This window comes from Desulfotignum balticum DSM 7044, from assembly GCF_000421285.1.
GTDB lineage: Bacteria > Desulfobacterota > Desulfobacteria > Desulfobacterales > Desulfobacteraceae > Desulfotignum > Desulfotignum balticum.
On record NZ_ATWO01000001.1, the window covers coordinates 809,519 to 836,073 of the forward strand.

At 50.6% G+C, this 26,555-nt stretch carries 29 protein-coding genes; 20 read left to right on the plus strand and 9 right to left on the minus strand.

Annotated elements, in window-relative coordinates; genetic code table 11:
• Positions 1–27 precede the first annotated feature (27 nt).
• Genes K365_RS0104230 through pyrR form a run of 3 tightly spaced genes read right to left on the minus strand, consistent with a single transcriptional unit; the run spans position 28 to position 1,477 of the window.
• Positions 28–435, minus strand: coding sequence for a hypothetical protein (locus tag K365_RS0104230; RefSeq protein WP_024333658.1), 408 nt, complete (start codon positions 433–435; stop codon positions 28–30).
• A gap of 2 nt (positions 436–437) precedes the next feature.
• Complete coding sequence (locus K365_RS0104235; protein ID WP_024333659.1) at positions 438–941, minus strand: MogA/MoaB family molybdenum cofactor biosynthesis protein; 504 nt, start codon at positions 939–941, stop codon at positions 438–440.
• Positions 938–1,477, minus strand: coding sequence for a bifunctional pyr operon transcriptional regulator/uracil phosphoribosyltransferase PyrR (gene pyrR, locus K365_RS0104240; RefSeq protein ID WP_024333660.1), 540 nt, complete (start codon positions 1,475–1,477; stop codon positions 938–940). Before pyrR ends, K365_RS0104235 begins: the two co-directional genes overlap by 4 nt.
• A gap of 138 nt (positions 1,478–1,615) precedes the next feature.
• Here pyrR and mobA point away from each other — a divergent pair, with 138 nt between their 5' ends.
• The gene (gene mobA / locus K365_RS0104245) at positions 1,616–2,215 is read left to right on the plus strand and encodes a molybdenum cofactor guanylyltransferase (RefSeq protein ID WP_024333661.1); all 600 of its coding nucleotides are present in this window, start codon (positions 1,616–1,618) and stop codon (positions 2,213–2,215) included.
• A 354-nt stretch (positions 2,216–2,569) separates the two neighbouring features.
• Here the strand turns inward: mobA and K365_RS0104250 are convergent, their stop codons facing one another.
• The gene (locus tag K365_RS0104250) at positions 2,570–3,826 is read right to left on the minus strand and encodes an IS110 family RNA-guided transposase (RefSeq protein ID WP_029724930.1); all 1,257 of its coding nucleotides are present in this window, start codon (positions 3,824–3,826) and stop codon (positions 2,570–2,572) included.
• Positions 3,827–4,000: 174 nt separating this feature from the next.
• Here K365_RS0104250 and K365_RS0104255 point away from each other — a divergent pair, with 174 nt between their 5' ends.
• From K365_RS0104255 to mltA, 4 genes are read left to right on the plus strand one after another with little or no spacing between them, the layout of a single operon-like run.
• A complete protein-coding gene (locus K365_RS0104255) occupies positions 4,001–4,393 on the plus strand; it encodes a molybdenum cofactor biosynthesis protein MoaE (protein ID WP_211221104.1) in 393 nt (130 codons plus the stop codon).
• 21 nt (positions 4,394–4,414) lie between these two features.
• Positions 4,415–4,921 (plus strand): cyclic pyranopterin monophosphate synthase MoaC, encoded by a 507-nt coding sequence (gene moaC, locus K365_RS0104260; RefSeq protein ID WP_024333664.1) that lies wholly within the window; start codon positions 4,415–4,417, stop codon positions 4,919–4,921.
• Between the two features lie 5 nt (positions 4,922–4,926).
• Positions 4,927–6,105, plus strand: a complete 1,179-nt coding sequence (locus tag K365_RS0104265) for a DNA recombination protein RmuC (protein WP_245569263.1) — start codon at positions 4,927–4,929, stop codon at positions 6,103–6,105.
• A 58-nt stretch (positions 6,106–6,163) separates the two neighbouring features.
• Positions 6,164–7,384, plus strand: a complete 1,221-nt coding sequence (mltA, locus tag K365_RS0104270; RefSeq protein WP_024333666.1) for a murein transglycosylase A — start codon at positions 6,164–6,166, stop codon at positions 7,382–7,384.
• Between the two features lie 16 nt (positions 7,385–7,400).
• Here the strand turns inward: mltA and K365_RS0104275 are convergent, their stop codons facing one another.
• The 3 genes from K365_RS0104275 to K365_RS0104285 all read right to left on the minus strand — a co-directional run bounded on the left by K365_RS0104275 (position 7,401) and on the right by K365_RS0104285 (position 9,431).
• A complete protein-coding gene (locus K365_RS0104275) occupies positions 7,401–8,426 on the minus strand; it encodes an ATP-binding cassette domain-containing protein (protein WP_024333667.1) in 1,026 nt (341 codons plus the stop codon).
• The gene (locus tag K365_RS0104280) at positions 8,423–9,112 is read right to left on the minus strand and encodes an ABC transporter permease (RefSeq protein ID WP_245569134.1); all 690 of its coding nucleotides are present in this window, start codon (positions 9,110–9,112) and stop codon (positions 8,423–8,425) included. The genes K365_RS0104275 and K365_RS0104280 overlap by 4 nt, the downstream gene beginning before the upstream one ends.
• Positions 9,113–9,182: 70 nt before the next feature.
• On the minus strand, positions 9,183–9,431 hold the full coding sequence (locus tag K365_RS0104285; protein WP_006963828.1) for a hypothetical protein: 249 nt from the start codon (positions 9,429–9,431) through the stop codon (positions 9,183–9,185).
• Between the two features lie 241 nt (positions 9,432–9,672).
• Between K365_RS0104285 and phoU the strand changes: the two genes are divergently transcribed.
• The 3 genes from phoU to K365_RS0104300 are packed head-to-tail and all read left to right on the plus strand — an operon-like array spanning position 9,673 to position 12,842.
• Positions 9,673–10,320, plus strand: a complete 648-nt coding sequence (gene phoU / locus K365_RS0104290) for a phosphate signaling complex protein PhoU (protein ID WP_006963825.1) — start codon at positions 9,673–9,675, stop codon at positions 10,318–10,320.
• A 48-nt stretch (positions 10,321–10,368) separates the two neighbouring features.
• Positions 10,369–11,067: a response regulator gene (locus K365_RS0104295; protein WP_006963823.1), complete on the plus strand. Its 699-nt coding sequence runs from the start codon at positions 10,369–10,371 to the stop codon at positions 11,065–11,067.
• Positions 11,064–12,842, plus strand: coding sequence for an ATP-binding protein (locus K365_RS0104300; RefSeq protein WP_006963821.1), 1,779 nt, complete (start codon positions 11,064–11,066; stop codon positions 12,840–12,842). Before K365_RS0104295 ends, K365_RS0104300 begins: the two co-directional genes overlap by 4 nt.
• Here the strand turns inward: K365_RS0104300 and K365_RS0104305 are convergent.
• Positions 12,833–13,672 (minus strand): amidohydrolase family protein, encoded by an 840-nt coding sequence (locus tag K365_RS0104305; protein ID WP_006963819.1) that lies wholly within the window; start codon positions 13,670–13,672, stop codon positions 12,833–12,835. The two genes, K365_RS0104300 and K365_RS0104305, sit on opposite strands and share 10 nt — an antisense overlap.
• 92 nt (positions 13,673–13,764) lie before the next feature.
• Here K365_RS0104305 and K365_RS0104310 point away from each other — a divergent pair, with 92 nt between their 5' ends.
• The 6 genes from K365_RS0104310 to K365_RS25545 all read left to right on the plus strand — a co-directional run bounded on the left by K365_RS0104310 (position 13,765) and on the right by K365_RS25545 (position 19,598).
• A complete protein-coding gene (locus K365_RS0104310; RefSeq protein WP_024333669.1) occupies positions 13,765–14,415 on the plus strand; it encodes a precorrin-2 dehydrogenase/sirohydrochlorin ferrochelatase family protein in 651 nt (216 codons plus the stop codon).
• A gap of 13 nt (positions 14,416–14,428) precedes the next feature.
• On the plus strand, positions 14,429–15,262 hold the full coding sequence (locus K365_RS0104315) for a cytochrome C assembly family protein (protein ID WP_156887682.1): 834 nt from the start codon (positions 14,429–14,431) through the stop codon (positions 15,260–15,262).
• A 10-nt stretch (positions 15,263–15,272) separates the two neighbouring features.
• Entirely contained in the window at positions 15,273–16,550 is a 1,278-nt protein-coding gene (gene hemA, locus K365_RS0104320) for a glutamyl-tRNA reductase (protein WP_024333671.1), read from the plus strand.
• Positions 16,551–16,633: 83 nt separating this feature from the next.
• Positions 16,634–16,996, plus strand: coding sequence for an RNA polymerase-binding protein DksA (dksA, locus tag K365_RS0104325; protein ID WP_006963810.1), 363 nt, complete (start codon positions 16,634–16,636; stop codon positions 16,994–16,996).
• A 6-nt stretch (positions 16,997–17,002) separates the two neighbouring features.
• Positions 17,003–18,565, plus strand: a complete 1,563-nt coding sequence (gene rnc, locus K365_RS0104330) for a ribonuclease III (RefSeq protein ID WP_024333672.1) — start codon at positions 17,003–17,005, stop codon at positions 18,563–18,565.
• Between the two features lie 4 nt (positions 18,566–18,569).
• Positions 18,570–19,598, plus strand: coding sequence for an elongator complex protein 3 (locus tag K365_RS25545; protein WP_024333673.1), 1,029 nt, complete (start codon positions 18,570–18,572; stop codon positions 19,596–19,598).
• Here K365_RS25545 and K365_RS0104340 read toward each other — a convergent pair.
• Complete coding sequence (locus K365_RS0104340; protein WP_006963807.1) at positions 19,582–21,921, minus strand: penicillin-binding protein 1A; 2,340 nt, start codon at positions 21,919–21,921, stop codon at positions 19,582–19,584. The genes K365_RS25545 and K365_RS0104340 overlap by 17 nt on opposite strands.
• A 429-nt stretch (positions 21,922–22,350) precedes the next feature.
• Here K365_RS0104340 and hisI point away from each other — a divergent pair, with 429 nt between their 5' ends.
• From hisI to K365_RS0104370, 6 genes are read left to right on the plus strand one after another with little or no spacing between them, the layout of a single operon-like run.
• Positions 22,351–22,725, plus strand: a complete 375-nt coding sequence (gene hisI / locus K365_RS0104345) for a phosphoribosyl-AMP cyclohydrolase (protein WP_024333675.1) — start codon at positions 22,351–22,353, stop codon at positions 22,723–22,725.
• Complete coding sequence (gene hisG / locus K365_RS0104350; RefSeq protein ID WP_024333676.1) at positions 22,725–23,600, plus strand: ATP phosphoribosyltransferase; 876 nt, start codon at positions 22,725–22,727, stop codon at positions 23,598–23,600. The genes hisI and hisG overlap by 1 nt, the downstream gene beginning before the upstream one ends.
• Before the next feature lies 1 nt (position 23,601).
• Positions 23,602–24,759, plus strand: a complete 1,158-nt coding sequence (locus K365_RS0104355) for a pyridoxal phosphate-dependent aminotransferase (RefSeq protein WP_024333677.1) — start codon at positions 23,602–23,604, stop codon at positions 24,757–24,759.
• Entirely contained in the window at positions 24,756–25,367 is a 612-nt protein-coding gene (gene yihA / locus K365_RS0104360; protein ID WP_024333678.1) for a ribosome biogenesis GTP-binding protein YihA/YsxC, read from the plus strand. The genes K365_RS0104355 and yihA overlap by 4 nt, the downstream gene beginning before the upstream one ends.
• Positions 25,367–26,251 (plus strand): GTPase Era, encoded by an 885-nt coding sequence (gene era, locus K365_RS0104365; protein ID WP_029724936.1) that lies wholly within the window; start codon positions 25,367–25,369, stop codon positions 26,249–26,251. The genes yihA and era overlap by 1 nt, the downstream gene beginning before the upstream one ends.
• A gap of 8 nt (positions 26,252–26,259) precedes the next feature.
• Positions 26,260–26,550, plus strand: a complete 291-nt coding sequence (locus tag K365_RS0104370) for an HNH endonuclease (protein WP_006963801.1) — start codon at positions 26,260–26,262, stop codon at positions 26,548–26,550.
• Positions 26,551–26,555: the final 5 nt, after the last annotated feature.

Sequence of the window (26,555 nt, forward strand, 5' to 3'; positions counted from 1 at the left end):
ATCAGACCCCGCCTTTTATGACGTCTGTTACTCCGGTGCGTTGGCGTGGGCTTCGGTGAGCCGCTGTTTCAGATACGCCATGTCTGCCGGATCATATTCATCCAGATCAAAACAATACCCGTCTTCTCCTAAAAGTCCTTCGGGAATCAGATCCCCTTTTTCCTCCGGGTCTGTGATCATCTCTCCGTAAAAGCACACAGAGAGCCACCGGTTGTCCGGATCATCATCAATGACATCCACCATGGCGAATAACTGGCGTTTTTTCTGAAGATCATGTTTCGGGCGCACGGAATAACTGACCGTGGGCCGGGCCACAAATTCCAGCCCGGTTCTGTCCAGGGTCTTCAAGTGGGCCAGCAGTTCTTCAAACGCCTGTTTGATTCGGGTATCGTTGTCTTTCCATGCTGAAATGAATGGGTTCAGTTCTGTTGTCATCATTATTCCCTCATATGTTTGAGCAGGTGTCCGATTTCCGGGAAAATCAATGCGTTGCAGGCCAGTTTGCAGGCTTTAAGGCTGCCCGGGATGCAGAACACCAGGATATTTTTGATAATACCGGCCGTGGCCCTGGAACCGATGGCGGCCGCATCGATCTCTTCAAAAGAGAGCTGGGCAAACACGGGGCCGAATGCGGTGAGCGTTTTTTCGAAAAACGGCTGAACCGCTTCAATGGTCACATCTTTGGGGCTGATGCCCGTGCCGCCGGTCATGATCACGGCATGGGGGGTTATTTTTTCCACCACATGGGTCAACAGATTCTGGATGTCGGCAATATCATCTTTGACAACCTGGTGAATCACCACCTCATGTCCTTCTTTCTGGGCCTGTTTTTTGATCCAGGCCCCGCTTTTATCATCTGCCAGCTTCCGTGTGGTGGATATGCTGATCACCGCTATCCGGATATGCTGGACCGCTTTTTTCCTGTGTTCTTCAGTGCTCATGAATTGATTTCCCTGAATACCAGATCCTGATCATCATGTTCGGACACATGCACCTGGATGGTATCCTGGTGACCCGTGTCCATAAAAATGCCTTTGTAATCCGCCTGAATGGGCAGCTCCCGATGGCCTCTGTCCACAAGGATGGCCAATTCGATGCGGGCAGGGCGGCCGAAATCCATGAGCGCTTCCATGGCGGCTCTGATGGTTCTGCCGGTGTACAGCACATCATCCACCAGAATAATATTGGTGTCGTTCACGCTGAACGGAATATCAGATGGCCTGACAACCGGCTGATGACTGATTTTTGTCCAGTCATCCCGGTACATATTGATATCCATGCTGCCCACGGGCAGGGTCACATTCTCAATTTTCCGGATCTGGTCTGCCAGGCGGTGGGCCAGAAAATCTCCCCGGGTCTGAATCCCCACCAGGGCCAGATTGTCGGCACCTTGGTGTTTTTCAATGATTTCGTGGGCGATTCGGGAAAGAATGCGTTTGAAATCCGAAGCATTGAGAATGGGTCGCGTCTGTTTCATGACCTGCCTTTCATTTACAAAGGGGTTTATACCAAAAAAATGTACCACCTTTTCCACCCGGGAGCAATACCTTGATTTTCAGGGGAAGTCAGATATAATGCACCCGCATGGATGAGCATTGATAAAGGATGGATGCCAATGGAGCTGGACTGCACAGGGGTGATTCTGGCCGGCGGGAAAAACAGCCGGCTTCCGGGGAAAAAAAAGACCTTTCACCGGGTTGGAGACACAAGCATACTGGAAAAATTGTGTGCGCTTTTTTCAAAATTGTTCAAGGAAACCATCATCGTGGTGAATGAACCTGAAGCGTTCATGGGGCTGGACATGATGGTGGCAACCGACATCATCCCGGCCCGGTGTGTGCTGGCAGGGCTGCATGCCGGACTGTTTTATGCGTCCTACCCGTATGCGTATGTGACTGCCTGTGACATTCCTTTTGCCAGTGAGGCCGTGATCCGGCATCTGGTGAACCGGGTCAGACCCGGAGATCATGTGGTCATCCCCCGAACGGATGACGGGCTGGAGCCGTTGTCCGCTGTGTATTCCAAAGAGTGCATTCCTTTGATCGAAGAAAGTTTGAAAAACAATATATTCATGATCAAAAAATTTTATAAGAAAAAACATGTCCGGGAGGTGCCCATGTCCGTGTTGAAACGCCTGGACCCGGACATGGGATTTATTTTTAATGTGAACACGCCGTCTGATCTGGAAAAAGCCAGACAGATGGCCACAAAATAGGGAGGGGTCAGGCCTGCGTTATTGTCGTTTATATGAAACACCGTCATCGTTAAGGACACACTTCACCACTGGCTTTGTTTGTCTGCAAAGTCCATGATGAAAACCCGATTTGAATTATATTCAGGAAGTGCCTCCTTTGTCTGCTTGATTATCTTTTACAGGTTGTTTTTTTAAGCAGGTGGCCAGCCAAGTTTCATACAGTTTTATATGCGTAGTTCCTTTAATTAAGGACTGACAGTTAGTTGTGCAAAAGGCCGACCAGTCATGTTATTATCGCGCTCTATGGCTTCATTTCTTCATCGACTTTTTTTCTGCTCAAAAAATCTTACCCATAATCTTCACCTAAAAAAATTATCAATTCGCACATGGAACCAATTCATAACCAAGTTGATTGGCTCGCTTTTTAATGCTGTTGATAGCCTTTTGTCTTGTCTGGGCAGTCAAATAATCTTCACCAAGGTCCATGAAATGATCTCCATTTTTTATGATATTGAAAATTGCTTTTGATATTCTATGTGCAATTGCAACGATAGCTTTTTTTGCGCCACGCCTGGACTTCAGCTTAAAATATTTGGCCCTGTAGTATGACCCTTTTTTCCGGACTGCTGCCCAGGCCACTTCGATCAATATGGTTTTGAATGGGTGACTTCTCACAGAAGCTCTGCCACTCTTCCTTTTGCCGGCACTTTCATTATTTCCCGGACATAAGCCTGCCCAAGAGGCAAGCGCAGCTGTACAAATAAATTCATCGAGGGTCACACCAATTTCGCTGACAATTGATTGCGCCGACTTCTTATCAATACCTGGTACCTCATCCAATCGATCCAATAGATCCTGGTGGCCAGAGGTAAGATCTTCTAATCTCCGGGTAATTTCATCGATTTGTTTTTCCAAAGATCTCATTACCTCCATCAGGCCAATTAATTGAAACCGATGATGATCTTCAAAAAAACCCTGAATACTGCGATGCAGTTCGACAACCTTTTTTTTCAGACCGGGTTTGGTATTCTGTTCAATTGTTGCCAAATTCAATTCGGATCCGTCGCATAATAATGAAATCAAATTTTGACCTGTAACTCCAAACAGATCAGATACAACGGAATCGATTTTAATGTTGGCGGTTTCAAACAACTTGTGCACACGTCGTTTAAAATCAGCCAGAGATTCGGTATACGTTCTTCTGATCCTTGTCAGTTCTCTCCACTGGCGTATCTCTTTTGCCGGAATAAAGCTGCCTTTTAAAAGGCCATGTCTCAAGAGCCCGGCAAGCCATTTACTGTCGCTGATATCTGTTTTACGTCCCGGAACATTTTTGATGTGTCTGGCATTTACAAGAATCACTTCCATAAATCCTTCGAGAACGTTATGAACCGGCCGCCAATAAACGCCTGTGCTTTCCATTGCCAATACCGGGCATTCATTGTTCAGCAACCAATTCTTCATCTCGACAAGATCGTTGGTGAACGTACCAAATTCTTTAATCTCATACTGTTCCTTACCGTTATTATCCACAGTGATAAGACAGGCTGAAATTTTTTTCTTATGAACGTCCAAACCGCAACAAACAGGGTGAACAATCTGAATAAATGTGGTATCTAATTTCTTGGTCATAATTATCCTCTTCATTTTTATCGGCTAAATAAAAAAAATTTGATAATTATGACCATTTTTCCAATTTTGCAAGTGTTTCATGTTTTGTTGTGCCCGTCAGGGCATGGATGTTATTGAAACCAATAACGACAATAACGCAGGCCTGACCCCGTGCCTCCTTGAAAGGAAAGATGGATGGTGGAAAAGGATAGAAAAGACAGTCCCGTGACCCTGGCGCAGATGGTGGCAGATATCAAGGCCCATCCGGAATTTTCAAAAGCCGGAATGATTCTGGCCCATAACGGGGTGGTGCGGGAAACCGCCAGAGACGGCCGGGCCGTGACCGGGCTTGAGATTGAAGTGGATCATGCCCGGCTCGAACAGATTCTGACAAAGGAGCGGGCCCGTCCCGGCATCCTGGATATCCAGGTGTACATTCGGGAAAACAAACTTCTCAAAGTGGGGGATGATGTGATGTTTCTGGTGGTGGCCGGCAATATCCGGGAAAATGTGATCGCCGCGCTGACCGACACCCTCAATCAGATCAAGGCGGATGTGACCCGGAAAACCCAATTTTTTCAACAATAAACCTGCCCATAAGGACTATTTATGAATGAATTTACCCACCTGGATAATCAGGGCCATGTGCGAATGGTGGATGTGGGGCACAAGGATCAGACACTGAGAACCGCTGTGGCGGAAGGGATCGTTGCCATGCACCCGGACACACTGGCCCGGATCATGGATGAAAAAGTGAAAAAAGGCAATGTCCTGGAAACCGCCCGCATTGCCGGGGTCATGGCTGCCAAGAAAACCGCGGATCTCATCCCCATGTGTCATCCGCTGAACATCACCCATGCAGGCATTGATTTTTTTTTCGAACCCGATACGCACAGCATCAGGATTCAGGCCACCGTGTCTCTGACCGGCCGGACCGGGGTGGAAATGGAGGCGTTGACCGCGGTTTCCGTGGCCGGGCTCACCATTTATGACATGTGCAAATCCTATGATAAAGGCATGGTGATATCAACCGTACGTCTGATTTCCAAATCCGGGGGAAAAAGCGGCACCTGGCAGGCAAAGGATGTCCCGGAAAACAGGAAGCCTTCGGTGTGACAGACATGTTGGTCACCCTGGAGAACCTGGGGTTTCTGGGGGTCGGCTTTGTTCTGGGGGTGGTGGGGTGCGCCCTTCTGGTCCGCATCACCGGGGCCATGGCCGCTACCCGGATGAAACAGGTGTCGGACCAGGCGTTGTACCAGCATGCCAACCGGTTCATGGAAATGGCGGACCGCTATTTCAAGGGCTATGTCCGGGAGGCGAAAAAAGATTTTTCCATCCAGGGCCAGGCCCTCCGTCAGACCATGGATCCGGTGCGCCAGGCCATGGACCAGTATGAGACAAGGCTCCGGGCCATGGAAGCATCCAGAGAACGGACCAATGGGGCTGTGTTTGAACAACTGGCCCAGATGGGACGGGTCCAGCATCAGCTGCACCTGGAAACCGGGAATCTGGTCAAGGCCCTGCGTCTGCCCCATGTCCGGGGCCGATGGGGGGAGATCACTCTGAGAAAAGTGGCGGAGCTGGCCGGCATGGCCCGGTATTGCGACTTTCAGGAGCAGCCCGTCAAAGGTGCGGGAAAGGGGGCGTTGCGGCCGGACATGGTGGTGACTCTGCCGTCGAACCGCCGGATCGTGGTGGATGCCAAAGTGCCGCTCATGGCGTATCTGGATGCGCTGGAAGCGGATAATGAAGAGGAAAAACAGGCCCGCATGGCCGATCATGCCCGCCAGGTGGCGGTCCATATCAATCAGCTGGCATCCAAAAATTATGCGGCGGCGTTTTCTCCGTCCCCGGAATTTGTGGTGCTGTTTATTCCGGGAGAGAATTTTTTTTCCGCGGCTTTAAGTCAGCAACCCAACCTTATCGAGCAGGGTGTGGAAAAAGGCGTGATTCTGGCCACCCCCACCACATTGATCGCTTTATTGAAATCCGTGGCCTATGCCTGGCAGCAGAAAGAAGGGATTGAAAATGCCGAAAAGATCCGTACAGCCGGGATGACGTTGTATCGTCGCCTGTGTGCCATGGCAGAAAGCATGAACCGTCTGGGAAAAGATATTGACACCTGTGCGGCAAGCTTCAACCGGGCCGTGAACGTCATGGAAAAAAAGGTCATGCCCCCGGCCCGGGAACTGGAATGCCTGGGGGTGGCTTCCCGGAAAATGCCGGATATCTCGTCCATTGACCCGCCGGATATGGGCACACGTGTGTTCAAAGAAAGGTCTGATCGTGAAAAATAAAATGCGGGTCCAATTTCGTTCAATCCGAAAAAAGTGCCGGAAGCCGGGAAAAATCATTTTGGCTGCCTTGCTGATAACCCTGGCCGGATGCGGGGTATTGACAGACAAAGAACAGGTCGAGGTCCGAAAACAGAGCCTGGAAAAGCTGACACAAGCCCGGTACCCTGATTTTTTTGACAGCCTTGATTTTTCAGGATTTCAAACGGCGTTGAACCAGAGCCTGGTTTATTACAACCGATTGCCGGGTGACCGAATCATTGAGTTCGGCCCGGATCAGTACACGGTCAGGCATATGGCGGAATCTTTAAAAACCCTTCAGGCGTTTCTGGAAACCCGTCCGCCGGCAACGGCCGTGAACCGGTTTCTCCGGGAGCGGTTTCATGTCTATGCCAGCACAGCCAATGACAAGAACCAGGTATTGTTTACCGGATATTTCGAGCCCACCTACAGCGGCAGCCTGTATCCGGATGAACGGTTTCAATATCCGCTGTATCCGGTTCCCGAAGACCTGGTGGAAATTGATCTGGCAAATTTTTCCGACCGGTATCAGGGACATGACCGGCTCAGGGGACGGGTCAAAGGAAATCAGGTGGTGCCGTATTTTTCCAGAAAAGAGATCAACCAGATGACGGATTTTCATTTACAGGCCCCGCCCGTGGCCTGGCTGGAAAACCGGGTGGACCGGTTTTTTCTGGAGATTCAGGGATCCGGCCGGATCCAGACTCCGGAAAACGGGATCGTGCGGATCCGATATGCCGGTACCAACGGCAATGCGTACCGTTCCATCGGCCGGTACCTGATCGCCAACCAGGAAATTGAAAAAGAACAGATGTCCATGCAGGCCATCCGGCAATGGCTGGAAGCCAACCCCCATCGTGTGGAAGAAGTGCTCAGTTACAATGACAGCTTTGTTTTTTTCAATATCGCATCCGGCGGTCCTTTCGGCAATATCAATGTGACATTGACCCCGTTGCGGGCCATGGCCACGGATTATCGGATATTCCCCAAAGGCGCGCTTTGCTTTATTGAAATCCGGTTGCCGGGGGAGGGTTCCAGCGGATTGACGGAAGCTTCGGATGGGGAAAATCCGGAATCATGGCCGCCTGTTTCCCTGTTTGTCATGAATCAGGATACCGGGGGGGCAATCCGGGGACCGGCCCGGGCGGATCTGTTTTGCGGCAGTGATGAATATGCCCGGTTCACGGCCGGTCATATGAATGTGAGAGGAAACATGTATTTTCTGGTGATGAAAAAAAAGGGTGAAAAAGAAACCCAATAACTCCCTGCCCGAACGCTCAATGCCACCGGATGTCACAGGAATTGAACGCCAGGGTGACAGGAATGCCTGGCTGAAGATTCAGCTCAGACGCCTGCCCGGGGGGGATGCCCAGCATAAATGAGATGCCGCCTGCATCGATGGTGGTCATGATGTTCCCGTGCTGTCCGGTCATATACATGGATTGCACCTTTCCCCGGATCTGGTTGTCCGGGATACCTTCCTTTTTTTCCGGCCCGAAGATGTGAATATGTTTTCGCTGGATCACCGCGGTTTTTTCAAAAGGCGCCGGTGCCGGGAGCTCAATGACCTGCCCATCATCCAGTTGCCGGGTCCATATCGGGTCGATGTGGTTGTATGGGCCGGGAATGGTAATGTCCTGACCTGCGGCAAAAAGAGCGCCATTGTTGATGGACAGCTGGGTGTCGCTGCACGTGAACAGCCAGGGCAGATCATGGCTGGTGATGACCAGGGTGGTGCCCCGGTTTTGTCGGGCGGCCAGAGATGCCTTGCGGATCAGGGCTGCGCTTCGGGTGTCCACGCTGGCCACGGGTTCATCCAGCAGCAGCACCTCGGGCCGGAGAATAAGACGGGCCGCCAGGGCGACCCGCTGGGCTTCACCGCCGGAAATTTCATGCCACTGGCGGTATGCAAACCGGTCAAAATCCAGTCCCACCTCTGCCATGACCTGTTGTACCCGCTGTTTCAGATCCCGGGGGGGGCGGCGGATTTTCAGCCCATAGGCAATATTATCGAATACGGATCGTTTGAGCAGATAGGGCTTCTGGGTGACCAGAGAGACTTTGCCCTGGATTGCTTCAGAAAACGGATACTGGGGTGTGCCGTTGAACCACACATGGCCTGAGGACGGGCGCATGGCAAAAGCCAGAATCTTGAGCAGGGTGCTTTTTCCGGATCCGTTGGGACCCATGAGCCCAATGATGGCCCCTTTGGGAATTTCCAGGTGGGCAATATCCAGCACCTGCTTGTCTCCGTAAAAATGAGTCACGTTATCCAGACGGTATGCGGGTGGCGTGAAAGTCATTGTTTCCTTAGAAAAGACAGACAGATATTAACACACAGAGCAATGGCCATGAGAACGATTCCCAAAGCGATCCCGTCGGCAAACTGACCTTTGTTGGTTTCCAGGGCAATGGCCGTGGTCATGGTGCGGGTATGGTATTTGATATTGCCCCCCACCATCATGGCAATGCCCACTTCCGTGAGAACCCGGCCAAAAGCAGTGACCACCCCGGCCAGGATTCCGTAGCGCACTTCCCACAGACAGGTGCGCAATATATGGTGCCTGCCTGCGCCCAGGGACACCAGGGTCAGTTTCAGATCCGGATCGATGTTTTCCACGGTGGCGGCGGTGATGGCGATGACAATGGGCAGGGCCAGCACGGTCAGACCCATGGCAATGCCGGTGAGGGTGAACAACAGGTGCCATTCTCCCAAAGGTCCCCGGCTGGAGATCAGGGCATAGACGATCAGGCCGATGCAGACCGTGGGCAGGGCCAGAAGCGTGTCCACCAGTATTTTGGTATGGCGTTTGCCGGGGAAATCAAAATATCCCAGCACAAATCCCAATGGCAGTCCAATGGTCAGACTGATGATCATGGCAATGGTGGAGACCTTGAGCGTGGCCGCGATGGCGGACGTGGTGGCCGGATCCAGGTGAATCAGCAGAAAAAACGCCTTGATGAATCCGTCAACAATATAATCCATCATTCACCGGAATTGTTAAGATATGATGATATATCAGAATAATACATGGATCTGAAACCTTTAATCTTTTTTGTCAACGGTCTTTTAAAAACAGTTCATGGTATTCATCTTCAGTAATGTGTTGTTTGAGAAAACCATGAATGCATTGATATATTTTTTCCAGTTCATCATCGGACAACCGAGGAACAAACGTTTTCATGAATGTGTCTTCGGAAAATTTCTGCAGATAAAACATGAGGGTCTGTTCATCGGTTTCTCTGTCCATGCCAAAGGCGCCTAACCCCTGGTAGGTGTGTATGAATTCATGGGTATCTTTTTTCATGGGAGCTCCTGAATTTTTTTTTAAATATGCTGATCTTTTTAGCCTGATATGGCGGATGAAGCAAGCCTTGACAAATATATTTCATCTGATTTAATGGTTGGATAACAATGCCCTAATACAATTCTAGCAAAAAAAAGATAGAAAAACAAAATCAGCAGTCACATGCATGAACGGTATGCAGGGAGATGGTCTCCCTTTTTTCGGCAGTCTGTGGTTTTTTTATTGTATTCAAGGAGGCAGTATGGCAACCCATTTGCATCGGGCAATGGACAAAATTAAAAAAGAGATCCTCGCATTGGGTGCACTGGTGGAAGACCGGTTCAGAAAATCGATTCACGCGGTCCGCACCCAGGATCTGGATCTGGCGCAATGGGTCATTGATTCCGATTATGAAGTGGATGACCGGGAAATTGAAGTGGAGGAAGAGTGCCTCAAGATTTTGGCCCTGTATCAGCCGGTGGCCACGGATCTGCGGTTGATCGTGGCCGTGATCAAGATCAATAATGACCTGGAACGGATTGCCGATTACGCGGGAAATATTGCCCGCCGGTTTATCACCTCGGCGGAGGATCCCGGTAAATTTAAATATGATTATACGGCCATGGCGGAACAGGCGGTCAATATGCTGAAGCTGAGCCTGGACGCGCTGGTGGGCATGGATGTGGCCACGGCCTATCATGTTCTGGAAATGGATGACGAGGTCAATACCATGCGGGACGATGCGTATCAGACCATGAAAGCCGATATCCAGGCCCATCCAAACATGGTGGCGGAAATTATCAATATGTATCTGATTTCCCGGCATATTGAGCGGATCGGAGACCACACAACCAATATCGCTGAAGAGGTGATCTATCTGATTGAAGGAGATATTGTCCGCCATACCTGATACGGATATGGCGTTTGACCAACCGCATTGAACAGGAAGAGAAACCAGATGCCCAGGGAAACCATTTTGATTGTCGATGATGAAGAAGATATCATCGAGCTGATTAAATATAATCTGAAAACCGAAGGATATGTCATTTTGACAGCCGGCACCGGCGAACAGGCCATTAAGACGGCCAAACAGTCTTTGCCGGATCTGATCGTTCTGGATCTGATGCTGCCGGGCATTGACGGCCTGGAAGTCACCCGGTATCTGAAAAAAAATGACCAGACCGCGGGTATTCCCATTGTCATGGTTACGGCCAAAGGCGAGGAATCCGATGTGGTCACCGGGCTGGAACTCGGGGCCAATGATTATATTTCCAAACCGTTCAGTCCCAGGGAGCTGGTGGCCCGGATCCGTGCCATTTTGCGGCGCCGCAGAAAAACCGGTGACAAGGAGACGGCATCCGGTATCCGTCAGGTGGGAGACATGGTCATCGACCAGGCCCGGCATGTGGTGACCATCCAGGGAGAACCCGTGGACCTGACCCTGTCTGAGTTTGAACTGCTGTCTTTTCTGGCGGACAAAAAAGGGTGGGTGTTCACCCGGGGCCAGATCATGGATGCTATTCATGGGGAAAATTATGCGGTAACGGAACGGAGCATCGATGTCATCATTGTGGGACTGCGCAAAAAATTGAAATCCCATGCCGGTCTTATAGAAACTGTCCGGGGGGTTGGATACCGGTTCAAAGAATCATTATGAAAAAACAAAAACTGATCTGGCAGATATTTCCATTATTTCTGATCATCATCATCATTTCTCTGTCCCTGGAAGCCTGGTATTTCAACCGCCATTCCCGGCAGTTTTTTCTGGAAAACACGGAAAAAGAACTGATGGTCCGGGCGCGGCTGATTGAATTCAAGATTACTGAAATTTTGTCCGGAAAACCGGTACAGAACCAAAAACTCAATGACCTGTGCAGGGATCTTGGAGAATCCATTCAGACCCGGGTGACTGTTGTCGCCCCGTCAGGCGAGGTGATGGCAGATTCGTTAGCCCGTACAGCCACCATGGAAAATCATAAAAACCGGCCGGAAATTCAAACCGCACTCACCGGTGAAAAAGGGGTATCAATCCGGTACAGCCGGACACTGGATCAGAACATGATGTATTTTGCGCTGCCTGTGGAAGGAAACACCGGGATCGCGGCCGTGATTCGCACCGCAATTCCCCTGACCGCCATTGAAAAAAATATCCGGTCCACCCGGAACAAGGTATTTGGTTTTCTGATACTCACGGTCATTGCTGCTGCCGGTGTTTCCTGGTATGTGACCCGGAAAATCATTCAACCGCTGGAAGCAATCAAAAAAGGGGCCCAGGCTTTTGCAAGAGGCGATCTTTCCAATCGACTGGCGGTGCCGGATACGGAAGAACTGTCGGAGCTGGCCCGATCCATGAACCAGATGGCGGAGAATCTGACGAACCGGATCCAGGAGGCCCTGAACCGGCAGCGGGAACTCGAGGCTGTGCATGCCAGTATGCAGGAAGGGGTGATTGCCATTGATAACCAGGAAAAAATCATCACCATCAATGATGCAGCGGCCCGGATTTTCAATTTTCCCGCCATAGAGATGAAAAATAAAAATGTGCTGGAAGTGGCCAGAAATTATGAACTTCAAAGCTTTATCCGCACGGCCCTTTCAACCCATGAACCAGTGGAAGATGACATCCTGATTCATCAGGATAAAGATCATATTCTCAATATTCATTCCAGCGCGTTGTGGGACAGTCAGGATCATCGCATGGGCACGCTGATCATTTTTCATGACATCACCCGGATCCGGCGCCTGGAAAAGATGCACAAGGATTTTGCCGCCAATGTGTCCCATGAACTCAAAACCCCGCTGACCACCCTCAAGGGGTTCATCGAGACCCTTCAGGAAATGCCGGACAGTTCATCCGAGGACCGGTCCGGGTTTTTGAAAATTCTGGAAAAAAATGTCAACCGGATGATCGAACTGATCAATGATCTGTTGTCCTTATCCCGTCTGGAGCGGCTGGAAGGCACAGGGGTCCGGTTTGCCGACAATCAGTTGTTTATCCTGATTCAAGGGGCGGTGGCGGCCTGTGGGCCATTGGCAGAAAAAAAACAGATCCAGATTCAAATCACTTGCCCCCAAGATCTGACAGTCCGGGTGGATCCGGTTCTGATGGAACAGGCCATTGTCAATCTGGTGGAAAATGCCGTGAAATACAGCCTTAAAAATTCTCAGGTCGATATCTGTGCCCGCAGCACAAGCAAGGATATCCAGATTGATGTCAGAGATGCCGGCCCCGGGATTGCCAAAGAACATCTGCCCAAGATCTTCAACCGGTTCTACCGGGTGGACAAAGGCCGGAGCCGTCAGGAAGGAGGGACGGGGCTGGGGCTGGCCATTGTGAAACACATCATCCAGTACCACAATGGCCAGATCACGGTGTCATCCGTGAAAGGCAAAGGCACTGTCTTTCATATCCGGTTGCCGTCTCATGCATAGAACATGGCTGCGTTGTCGCCTAAAACGGCCTGCTTCTCTTCTTTTGTCAGGCCGGAGGCATCCAGATCCCGGTAATAACGGTCCGGGGGCAGCAGTGGGAAATCAGTGCCCAACAGCACTTTGTCCCCGACCCCGGCCTGGACAGCCATGTCATAGACCGCCGGATCATACAGAAACGGAGAGGCAGCCGTGTCGTACCAGACATTTTTCAGGGTTTGCTTGAGCTGTTTTTTCATGATGTGGTAAAAAAAGATGCCGCCCCCCCAGTGGGCCAGAATGATCCGGTTGTCAGGAAACGAGGCTGCCAGTTTCTGAATCTGTTCCAGGGTGACCGGTGTTTTTCCGGGATAGGCATGGCCCACCGGCTCGTTGGTGTGGATCATGCACGGCAGGTTGCCTTTTTCCCGCAGTACCGCCATGATATCGGTCAGCTTTTCCAGAGCACTGTCGTCGATACCCGACAGGTAAAACGCCAGTTCCCCCACACCGGACAATCCGGCATCAATGCACCGCAGTGCTTCATTTGCCGCTCCCTGCCAGGCCGCATCAAAACAGGCCAGGCCCCGGAGCCGGTCCGGCCATCGGTTGACACAATCGATAATATAGTCATTGTTTTTTTTTGTATAGTCCGGGTTCCGCCAGGGAAATCCGCAGGCGCAGGCAATATCCACGCCATGAGCGTCCATGGCTTCAATCAGCTCATCTCCTTTGGCCATCAGGGCTTTGGGGTTTTTGTACAACAGAGTGAATTCCGGTTCATGGGCAAAAAGTGCGGATCGATCCGCTATAAACGATTCCGGAAACAGATGGGTATGGGTATCAATGATCATGGTCTTTCCTTCATGAATTGTTGTTGAAAAAAACGTGCCATCAATATATAGTATCTGATTTACACAGACAAGGGGTGAATCCTGGGGACGAGATGAAATATTATCCGATTTTTCTCAATGTCAAAGACCGGCCGTGCCTGGTGGCGGGCGGCGGTCAAGTCGGGGCCAGAAAAGCAAAAACCCTTGTATCGGCAGGGGCGTGGGTCACTGTGGTGTCCCCTGAATTTTGTGATCACCTGGTTGAAATGCCCGGGATTCGAAAAATTCAACGATGTTTTGATCCCAAAGACCTTGACCAGATTTTTCTGGTATTTGCCGCCACCGGGGATACGGCGGTGAACCGGCAAATTCAGAACCTTGCCAGAAAAGCCCGGGTATTGTGCAACAGTGCGGATGCTCCGGATCAGGGTGATTTTATTCTGCCCGCGGTCATGAACCGGGGTGATTTGATTTGTGCGGTCTCCACTTGCGGGGCCAGCCCGGCGTTGGCCAGAAAAATCCGCATGGATCTGGACCAGGCCTATGGCCCGGAATATGCCACGTTTCTGGTTCTCATGAAAGCGGTCCGGGAAAAACTGCTGGCATCAGGCCATGACCCGGATGGCCATAAACATATTTTCAGAACCATGATGGAAAGAAATCTGCCGGGTCTGGTGGCGGCAAATGATATGGCAGCCATCGATGCTGTGATGCAGGAACTGCTTGGCAGCCAATTTAATGTGAAAGAGTTGATACCTCAATAATCAGGAGCTGTTTATGGGCGTGCAAACAGGAAATACGTTGCTGCAGATAGCGTTTCTGCTTTATGTGTCAAGCCTGGCCGGGTATCTGGTTTTTCTGGTCCGCCAAAAAGATCGGATTCAGAAAATATCTTTTTACCTGATTGCCATGGGCGTCGGAATCCATCTTGCCGGAATGCTGACCCTGGGTGTGACAATCAAAGGCCTGCCCGTTCAGAACCTGGTCCAAAGCCTTTCCATGGCGGCCCTGGCCCTGGGTGCCATGTTTTTATATGTGCAATATAAATTCAATCTGAAAATGCTCGGGTTGTTTGCGGCCCTGATTTTATCGATCACCATGCTGTCGGCCCTGGTTTTGCCCGATACCCAGGCTCCCCCCAACGATGCTTTCAAAGGGGTATGGTTCTATTGTCACATTCTTTTGATTTTTGCAGGGGATGCCGCTTTGGGTCTGGCCTGTGGTGCCGGCATCCTGTACCTGCTCCAGGAAAAAGGGATCAAGGCCAGAAATCCGGGATTTTTTTTCAAGCGTCTGCCTTCCCTGGACTTTCTGGATGATGTCAGTCATGCCTGTATTACCACGGGATTTTTTCTGCTGACCCTGGGACTGGTCACCGGGTTTGTGTACGCCAAAGTATTGTGGGGCCATTTCTGGAGCTGGGATTTCAAGGAGGTCTTTTCCCTGGGGGCCTGGTTTGTCTATGCCGTGCTGCTCCATCTGCGGCTTTATGCGGGCTGGCGGGGAAGAAAATCCGCCATCATGACCATTGTGGGATTTGCCATCATTGTTTTCACCTTTCTGGGCGTCAATTTATTTCTGGGCGGGCATCACCAGGAATTTACCAAATAGCGGGAAAACCATGCCAAATATCATACTCATCGGTATCAACCATAAAACAGCGCCAGTGGCGCTCCGGGAAAAACTTTCTTTTTCAATAGAGGAAACCCTGGCTGCTCTGGAAACCCTGAAGCAGCATCCGGGTATCAAGGAGATCTTGATTTTCTCCACCTGCAACCGCACGGAAATTTTATATGTGGCCTCCCGAAGCGGCACTGTGGATACCTTGATCACCTTTCTTTCCGGCAGCAAACAGATTTCACCGTCTGAATTTGTGCCGGCGTTGTATATCCTTCGCAAGGAAGAAGCGATCCACCATCTGTTTCGCGTGGCGGCCAGCCTGGATTCCATGATGGTGGGAGAACCCCAGATTTTAGGCCAGATCAAGCTGGCTTATCGAACCGCAGTGAAAGCCGGTACGTCAAAAGTGCTGCTCAATCGGATGATGCACAAATCGTTTTCCGTTGCCAAAAAGGTTCGCAAGGAAACCGGGATCGGCGATAATGCTGTGTCCATAAGCTATGCGGCCATTGAGCTGGCCAATAAAATTTTCAGCGATCTGTCCACCAAAACCGTGATGCTTTTAGGGGCCGGAGAGATGGCGGAACTGGCCGTGGAACATTTGATTTCCCATAATGTGGGTCAGATCCGGGTATCCAACCGGACATTTGAAAATGCCGTGGCTTTGGCCGAACGGTTCAACGGCCGGGCCTTAGGGTTTGAAGAACGGGTGGATGCCCTGACTGAAGTGGATATCATCATTTCTTCCACGGGTGCCACCGACTATGTGATTACTGCGGATCAGGTTAAAAAAGCCATGAAAAAGCGAAAGTACCGGACCTTGTTTTTTATCGACATTGCCGTGCCCAGAGACATTGATCCGAAAATCAATCAGTTGTCCAATGTGTATGTGTATGACATCGATGACCTTAAAACCGTTGTGGCCTCCAATATCCAGCAGCGGGAGCAGGAAACCGTGAAGGCGGAACGGTTTGTGTCCGAGGCGGTGATCAAGTTCAGGCAATGGCTGGACAGCCTGGCCATCGTGCCGACCATCAAGGCGCTCAACGAGAAGATGACGGGCATCGTGGAAATGGAATGTGATAAGACCCTGTCCCATTTATCCCACCTGGCCGAACCGGACAAAGATGCCATTCGCCGGATGACCCAGGCCATTGCGACCCGGGCGATTCACGATCCTATCATGTTTTTGAAACACACGGGCGGTCATCGGGATGATTCATTGTACCTGAATGTGGCCAGGCAGCTGTTTAACCTGGATATGCTGGAAAATCAATAAATTCTTTACAAGTGCGTAATGCCTGATATAATACCCAATTTAATGTTTCTGGACCTTTGACCTTTAATTGAAGGATGGACACCATGAAAAAAGAAGATCTGGAATATTTCCATACCCTGCTGACCGAGCGGCTCAATGAACTGCTGAAACATGCCGACAGCACTGTGACCGGTATGACCCAACCCAAGGAAAATTTTGCCGATCCCACGGATCGGGCCTCCCATGAAGCGGAAAGAAGTTTTGAACTGCGGATTCGCGACCGGGAACATAAATTGATCAAAAAAATCAAAAAAGCTTTGGAGCGGATTGAAAACGGCACTTTCGGACGGTGCGAAACCTGCGAGGAAGAGATCTCCATCGAACGGTTGAAAGCCCGGCCCGTGACCACCCAGTGTATTGAATGCAAAACCCGGGAAGAGGACATGGAAAATGCCTTAGGGCTTTGACCGATATTGCCATTGATTGATCTTCACATACATTCTACCGCCTCGGATGGGTCCCTGTCTCCGTATGAGATACTGGCCCTTGCCCAGGACAGCGGTGTCCGGGCGATTTCTTTGACCGATCATGATACCATTGACGGGATTCATGACATTCTGGATGATCTGCATGCCTTTGCTCTGGATTTCATCACGGGTGTGGAAATCTCCTGTGAACCACCAAAAGGGTTTGATGGTCTCGGAAGTGTTCATTTACTGGGATATGGATTTTCCCTGTATGACCGGCAGTTGAACCAGGCCCTGACCACCGCGAAAATCGCCCGCAGGCAGCGGAATCCGAAAATCATCCGGCAATTGCAGCACCTGGGTCTGGATATCACCATGGCTGAACTGGAAGACCGTTTCAAGACCCGTCAGATCGGCCGGCCCCATATTGCCGAAATGATGGTGGAAAAAGGCATGGTCTCATCATTCAGTGACGCGTTTGATACTTTTCTGGGAAATGGGTGCCCCGCATATGTTGTAAAGTATAAAATGCCGTGCGATCAGGCCATCCAGACGATTCTGGACGCCGGAGGCGTTCCGGTTCTGGCGCATCCCGGCCTGCTGTCGTTCAAAGCATCCAAAGACCTGGAACGGTTTGTGGATACCCTGGTGGGATATGGACTTCAGGGGATTGAAGTCTTCTATACCGACCATGATGCCCGGAAAACCGCTTATTTCAAGACCCTGGCCCGGAAGAAAAAATTACTGGTCACCGGGGGATCGGATTTTCACGGCAGTTTCAACCAGGGGGTAAGTCTGGGCCGGGGAAAAGACAACATCCGGGTACCCTACACCTGCTTCAAATCATTGACGGACCGGGTCACAGCCATGCGCAATCTTCACAACCGGCTGGATATTTTAGAAAATAATCTGGGATATCGGTTTGTTGACCGGTCCCTGCTTCAGACGGCTCTTTGCCACCGGTCTTTTCTGAACGAAAATCAAACGGTGTGCGATTCGGACAATGAGCGGCTGGAGTTTCTGGGAGACGCGGTATTGGGCCTGTGTGTGGGGCATATCCTCATGCAGCAGAGCCCGACAAAAAAGGAAGGAGAATTGTCCCGGCTCCGGTCCACCCTGGTGAGTGAACCGTCTCTGGCAGACATGGCCAGAATCATTGATCTGGGTCGTTTTATCCGATTGGGAAAGGGAGAGGCCGGTTCCGGAGGCGGGGACAAGAACTCCATTCTTTCCGACACCTTTGAAGCCGTGGTGGCGGCCATCTTTCTGGATGCCGGGTTCGATGTCACCTGCGATCTGATTCAGCACCTGTTTGAGGAAACCGTGGACCGGCTGCTGGCCAAAGACTGTACCGTGGATTATAAAAGCCGTATCCAGGAATATGCCCAGGAGGTGTTTTCCCAGGCACCTGTGTATACCGTGACCCGGGAATTCGGGCCGGACCACGACAAAACCTTTGAAATCTGCCTGGAACTGGCCCATATTCAGACCCGGGGATTCGGCAAATCCAAAAAAGCCGCCGAGCAGGATGCCGCAGGGAAAGCCTTGAACCTGCTGAAAAAAAAATGATCTCATGACCGTTTCTCCTCTGGTCATTCCGATTTTTATTCCGCATTCAGGATGCCCCCACCAATGTGTGTTTTGCAATCAGACCGCCATCACCGGTCAAAAAGCCACTCTGCCGGATGCCGCTCGTGTGGCTGAAATTATTGATACCTATCTGGCCCATTCCATGCCCCGGCCCCAAGTGGAAGTGGCGTTTTTCGGCGGCAATTTTCTGGGACTGGCACCCGGACAGATTTCAGATCTGCTGGAAAGCGTCCGGCCGTTTCTTAACACCGGTGTGGTTCACGGCATCCGTTTTTCCACACGCCCGGATACCGTGACAAAAGACCGGCTAAAACAGATCGGGACATTTCCGGTCAGTCTGGTGGAACTGGGGGTTCAGTCCATGGATGATCAGGTGCTGGCACAGGCCAACCGGGGTCATACCCGAAACGACACCTGCCGGGCCATGGATCTGCTTGACTCCTTCCATATGAACGCCGGGGTCCAGATCATGGCGGGGCTTCCCGGAGACACCCGGGAAGGCGTGATCCAGACCGCACAGGTTCTGGCAGACATGCATCCAAAGACCGCCCGCATCTATCCGGCCCTGGTTTTGAAAAACACGCTGCTGGCCCGATGGTATCAAAACGGCACCTACCAGCCGTTGACCCTGGACCAGGCAGTGGATATTTCCGGCCGGGCATATGGCGTTTTCAATCAAGCCGGCGTGACAGTCATTCGCATGGGGGTTCATATGTCTGATGCACAAATGGGATCGATTCTGGCCGGTCCCTGGCATCCGGCGTTTGGACACCTGGTGCTTTCACGAATTTTATACCGGAAAACAATTCGAAAAATTCAAGCTTTGGGAACAACAATGCTTTCAGGCAGTATTCAGCTGCGGATTCATCCTTCCGAAGAATCCCGATTGCGGGGGGACAGGAACAGCAATTTACACCGGATGAAAAAAAAATTTCCAGGAATTGATTTTCGTGTATGGCCTGATCCGGCCATGGCGATCGATCAGGTGAAAATCGTTAAAATTCCTGTTTGAACAGATCGTCTGTGCCGGTGACTGCCCCCGGTTTCGGCGTATATTCCGTGGGAACCGTCCCTTCTTTGAAACATTCAAAAACAGTATTTTTTGATTCATTGATAGGCAGCAATCCGGTTTTGGCATCGATCTTGGCAAATACCACCCCATCCGGAACCGTGAAGGTTCGGATGGGTTTTCCCTCCAAAGCCTGCTGCATATAATCCAGCCATATGGGACTGGCGGTTCTGGAACCGGTTTCTCCTTTCCCCAGCGATCCGCCCTGATCCAGCCCCACCCATACCCCGGTGGTGTATCTCGGGGTATATCCCAGAAACCAGGCATCATACAGGTTGTTGGTGGTACCGGTCTTTCCGGCCACCGGCCGTTTCAAAGCCTTGACCCGCTTTCCGGTGCCGGAGGTAACAACACTTTCCAGAATATGGGTCATGATATAGGCGGTGCTCATGTCTATGACTTTTTTGCGCACCAGCCCGGAGGTTTCCAGCAGATTGCCGTGGCGGTCGAAAATTTTGGTGATAAACACGGGTTCGATAAAATATCCGAGATTGGAAAACACGGCATAGGCATTGACCAGTTCCAGCAGCGAGACACCTGAAGATCCTAAGGCAATGGACAGATCCTGACTGATATCCGAAGTAATCCCCAGTTTTCTGGCATAATCAATTATATAAGAAATGCCGATATCCTGAAGTATCTTGATAGTGACCACATTTCTGGAATGCACCAGGGCTTCCCTGAACAGAGTGGGGCCGTAAAATGTTTCTGCATAGTTCTGGGGTTTCCAGGTGAAATCTCTTTGGGCATCTTCGTATACCACCGGTGAATCCATGATCACGGTAGCAGGGGTATATCCTTTGTCCAGTGCGGCGGCATAGACAATGGGCTTGAACGCGGATCCGGGCTGCCGCCGGGATTGATAGGCCCGGTTGAACTGGCTGTCACTGTAATCCCGTCCACCGATCATGGCTTTGACATGGCCGGTTTCCGCTTCAATACTCAGGAGCGCGGCCTGGGCAACCGGTTCCTGGAACAGGGTGAACTCATACGCATCCTTGTCTTGTGGCACGGATGCGACCTGAACCTGAATGATATCCCCGGGTTTTAACACCTGAGACGGTGCGGATATTTTGGATTCATAATACGCGGTTTTCGAATTCGGCCGCCGCGCCCATGTCATGGTCTCAAGCCGGATGATGCCGGAAAAATTACCCACCCGGACCTCGGTTTTTTTGTTGCGATCATCCACATTCAGGACCACGGCCGTATGTATATCTCCGGAAGTCAGCAGATTTTCCGGAATTTTTTTGGCTTCTTGGGTGCAGAATGCCTCGATTTGAGAAAGGGGGATCTGTCCGGACGGGCCCCGGTATCCCATACGGCGATCCAGATCCAGCAAGCCTTGCTGAACGGCACTCCGGCCCATTTTCTGGAATTCGATATTCACGGCCGTGTGAATTTGAAGTCCCTGGTTGTACAGCGCGTCTGCGCCGTATTTTTTTTCAACATATCGTCTGACATGTTCCGTGTAAAAAGGGACCCGCTCGATGAACCAGTTTTTTCGCGGTTTGATATCCAGCGGCATGTCAATGGCTTTGGTGACATCCATATTGGATATCATGCCTTCTTCCTTCATCCGGTTCAAAGTATAGATCTGCCGTTGTTTGGCCCGCTCGGGAAATTGAAACGGAGAGTAGCGGCTGGGTGCCTGGGGAAGACCCGCCAGCATGGCACATTCAGCCAGGCTCAATTCCCGTGCGTGTTTTCCGAAATAATTTTCAGCCGCCGATTCGACCCCATAGGCACCATGTCCTAAGTAAATCTGGTTTAAATACAGGTATAAAATCTGATCCTTGGTGAATTTTTTTTCAATCCGGTAGGCCAGAACGGCTTCTTTAAGTTTTCGTTCATAGGTCCTTTCCGGTGTTAAAAGAAAGGATTTGGTGACCTGCTGGGTGATGGTGCTCCCCCCCTGGGTGATAGTGCCGGCCTGAAAATTTTTGACAAACGCCCTGAAAATGGACAGAATGTCAATTCCCGGATGTTCCCGGAACCGGGAGTCTTCCGCTGCCACAAACGCATTGATCAGATTGTCGGGCATGTCGGACAAAGGGATGACAACCCGGCGTTCCTTGTAAAATTCACCGATTTTTCTGCCGTCATCCGAATACACGTATGACACCGTGGCCGGCTGATAATCTTCCAATGTGTTGATTTTAGGCAGGTCCTGGCTCAGATAGACATAAAGACCGACCAGTCCACCGGCGGTCAGCAACATGCAAATGAACACAAAAACAATGGCCCATTTGAATACAGAGCGCATCCGTTGGGCCTTCTTTTTTTTTCGTTTTTTCAGAATTTCAGATCTGGTTTTTTGGCTGGTCATGGCTTTTTAAAAATAATGTGTGTAAGTGTTACCGCTTGTTATCAAATTAATCCTTTTAGGGCAATCATTTAAACGGTCTATGCAAACGTCGTCTTTAAGAAAGTCAAATGTCAGTTTTGAACTTTCTTTTTTTTTGTTCTTCCCAGGGGCCTGATTACATTTATAAGAATTTTTGGATCATATCGGTTTTTTAAGACAATATCAACAGGGGCTGTCTTTAATGAAATATTTAAATATTGGCCTGGGAATTGATACGGCATGGGAATATAGTGATGTAAGGCTTTTTATAAATTGACTTTATAGCTGGTTTTGGTTAATAATACAGGTTTTAGAACATGAATAAAAAGGGATAATTATCACAGTATGATGATTCAGCTTGATTTTGAGAAATCCGGCGGGTTGATTCCTGTCATCGCCCAGGATATACAGACCGGTGAGGTGCTGATGCTGGCCTATATGAATCAGGCGGCATTTGACCAGACCCTGAAAACGAAAAAAGCCACTTATTACAGCCGTTCCCGTAAAAAATTATGGACAAAAGGAGAGACATCCGGCCATGTACAGCATGTGAAGGAGATTCGGGTGGATTGTGATCTGGACACCCTGGTGATCAAGGTGGAGCAGGCAGGCGGCGCTGCCTGCCATAAAGGGTATAAAAGCTGTTTTTTCAGAATGGTGACCGACAATGGACTCAAAATTGTGGGGGACCCGGTGTTTGATCCCGAAAAGGTATATAAATGATGGAAAAAATACTGAAACTGGGCCTCCCCAAGGGGAGCCTGCAGAATGCGACCATTGACCTGTTCAGAAGATCTGGATGGAAAATCAATGTAGAAGGCAGAAGTTATTTCCCGGATATTGATGATGACACCATTGAATGTGCCCTGTGTCGGGCCCAGGAGATGTCCATCAATGTGGAAACAGGTGTCATCGATGCCGGTCTTACCGGTCTGGACTGGATCGCGGAACATGAATCCGATGTTCATGTGGTGACGGATCTGGTCTATTCCAAGGTCAGTGCCCGGCCGGCCCGGTGGGTGGTGGCGGTGGCCAATGATTCACCGGTCAAGACCCTGGCCGACCTGGAAGGTGCGACCATATCCACGGAACTGGTGAAGTTTACCCAGCGGTTTTTCAAGGAACAGAACATCAATGTCACCGTGAAATTTTCCTGGGGCGCCACCGAGGCCAAAATCGTGTCCGGCTTAGCCGATGCCATTGTGGAGATCACGGAAACCGAAAGTACGATCCGGGCTCACAATCTGCGGGTGATCCATGAGGTCATGGCAACCAACACCCAGCTGATTGCCAACAAAAAAGCCTGGCAGAATCCCGCCAAAAAAGAAAAAATCGAACAGATTGCTCAGCTGCTCCAGGGGGCGCTTGTGGCGGATCGGATGGTGGGGATTAAAATGAATGTGCCGGAAAAGAAAATCGCTGAAATCGTGTCGCTGCTGCCCAGTCTGAATGCGCCCACGATTGCCTCCCTGTATCAGTCTGACTGGTTTTCGGTGGAAAGCATTATCGATACCCGGTATGTCCGGGACCTGATTCCCAAGCTGCTCAAGCAGGGGGCCGAAGGCATTATTGAATATCCTTTAAACAAGGTGTTGTAACATGAAACCAGCCACACGGTGTGAACAGATCAAACCGTTCATCGTCATGGACGTGATGGAAAAGATTCATCAGATGGAGGCCGCAGGGATCGATGTGGTCCACATGGAGATCGGTGAACCGGACTTTGATGTGCCTGAATGTGTGAACCGGGCGACCCGGGCCGCCCTGGACTGCCATGCCACCAGCTATACCCACAGCTTAGGCGATATCCGGCTGCGGGAAGCCATTGCCCAGTATCACAAAGATACCTATGGCACGTCCGTGGATCCGGGACAGATTCTGGTGACCTCTGGGACATCTCCTGCCATGCTGCTGCTTTTTTCCGCGCTGGTGAATCCCGGCGATGAAGTGATCGTGTCTGATCCCCATTATGCCTGTTATGCCAATTTTATCCATTATGTTCAAGGCGTGCCCGTGTTTGTCCAGGTATTTGAGGATGAAGGATTCGTGTTTACCCCGGAAGCCATTGAGGTCAGGATCACTTCGAAAACCAAAGCGATTTTCATCAATTCCCCTTCCAATCCCACCGGAAACGTGATTCCTGAAGACCGGATGAAAGAAATCGTGGCCGTTGCGGAAAAACACGGATTGTATATCATTTCCGATGAAATCTACCATGGACTGGTCTATGAGGGCAAAGAGCATTCCATTCTGGAGTATACGCCCCACGCGTTTGTGCTCAACGGATTTTCCAAACTGTTTGCCATGACCGGCCTGCGCCTGGGATATCTGATTGCGCCGCCGGCATTTGTGCGGGCTTTGCAGGTGCTTCAGCAGAATTTTTTCATCTGTGCCAACTCCGTGACCCAGCTGGCAGGCGTGGCCGCGCTCAAAGAAGCTGAAAACGACACCCGGAAAATGAAAGAAATATACAACCGGCGCCGGTTGTATATGCTGCAACGGCTCAATGACATGGGGCTTGAAGTGAAAGTGCCCCCGACCGGCGCATTTTATATTTTTGTGAACGTGAAGCATATTTCCACGGATTCCTATGCCCTGGCCTTTGATATTCTGGAAAAAGCACATATCGGGGTGACACCGGGCGTTGATTTCGGGGCCAACGGGGAAGGGTATCTGCGGTTTTCCTATGCCAATTCCATGGAAAACCTCACCTTGGGCATGGACCGGATGGCTTCCTATCTTGCGACAGTGTCATGAAGATCCGTGACGTCCAGTTTGTGAAAAGTGCGGTAAAGCCGGATCAGTATCCAGAGTATACAGTGCCTGAAATCGCATTTGCCGGACGGTCCAATGTGGGGAAAAGTTCCATGATCAATACCCTGATCCAGCGAAAAGATCTGGTAAAGACCAGTTCCCGGCCGGGGTGCACTCAGCTGATCAATTTTTTTCTGATCAACGACGACCTGTCTTTTGTGGATCTTCCCGGATATGGATATGCCAAGGTATCCAAAAAAATTCGTGCGGCCTGGCAGCCCATGGTGGAAACCTATCTGTCCAACCGTCCCAATCTGCTGGGCCTGGTGCTGATCATCGATATCCGCCGGGACCCCCAAGAAGAGGAACGGAATCTGGCCCAGTGGCTGATATCCCATCATATGCCGTTTCTGGTGGTGCTCACCAAAGCGGACAAACTGTCCAAAACCCAGCAGCAGAAACGGGCCGCTGCCATCAGTTCTCAGATGAACAGAAACACCAGCGAAGTGATCCTGTTTTCCGCCAAAACCCGGGTGGGCCGGGAAATCATACTGGATGAAATCGCAAATCTGATCACATGGTATGAGCCCGGCGAAGAGGAGACCGACTGATGCAAAAAGAATTCCGGTCCGGTTTTGCAGCCATTATTGGTGCGCCCAATGCCGGGAAATCCACGTTATTGAATCAGGTGCTGGGGCAGAAAATTTCCATCACCTCCAAAAAACCCCAGACCACCCGGGATCGGATTCTGGGTATTATAAACCGTCCTGAATCCCAGATTGTGTTTGTGGACACACCGGGCATTCACAAAAGCGGTACCCTGCTCAATCAGCGGATCGTGGATCAGGCATTGCAGGCGGTGGAAGATGTGGATCTGGTATTGTTCATGGTGGATGCGGCCTCGTGTAATCATGCGGCTGAAAATATGATTGTCGCCCGGCTCAAGCAGGTTCGAAAACCCGTGCTTCTGGTTTTAAACAAGATCGATGTGGCTGGAAAGCAAACCGTGTTTGAACGGACGAAAGCCATGACGCCGGTGTTTGAATTTGCGGCAGTGGTTCCCATCTCCGCCCGGCAGAACATTCAGGTGGACCGGTTGATGGATGAAGTGGAAAATCAGCTTCCAGCAGGCCCCCGGCTGTTTCCGGAAGATACTTTCACCGATGTCACGGAAAAATTTCTGGTCAAAGAGATCATCAGGGAAAAGGTGTTCCGGCTCACCGGCATGGAAATTCCCTATTCATCTGCAGTGACCGTGGACGCCTTTGAAGTGGAAAAAAACCTTATTGTGATTCATGCCAGTATCCATGTGGTACGAGATTCCCAGAAAGGAATCATTATCGGAAAAAAAGGGGCCATGCTGTCTGCCATCGGTACCCGGGCCAGAAAAGATATCGAAAAAATGCTGGGGAAAAAAGTGCTGCTCAAGCTGTTTGTGAAAGTCACCAAAGACTGGGTGAGCAATCAGCGAATACTCAACGAATTCGGGTATTGAGGTAAAAAATGGAACCGGATTTTTTCATGGATGATACCCGGTTAAAAAAAGAACGGGCCAAAGCCAGAAAAATCAGAAACAGTCAATGGTGGAAACGCAAACGTGCCAACGGTATCTGCCATTATTGCGGACTAAAATTTCTGCCGGCAGAGTTGACCATGGATCATCTGATCCCGCTGGTTCGGGGAGGGCGGTCGGAAAAGTTCAATCTGGTCCCCTGTTGTAAAAACTGTAATTCCCAGAAACAGCAGATGCTGCCCTGGGAATGGGATGTGTATTTAGACCGGCTCAAGCCGTAAGCCGT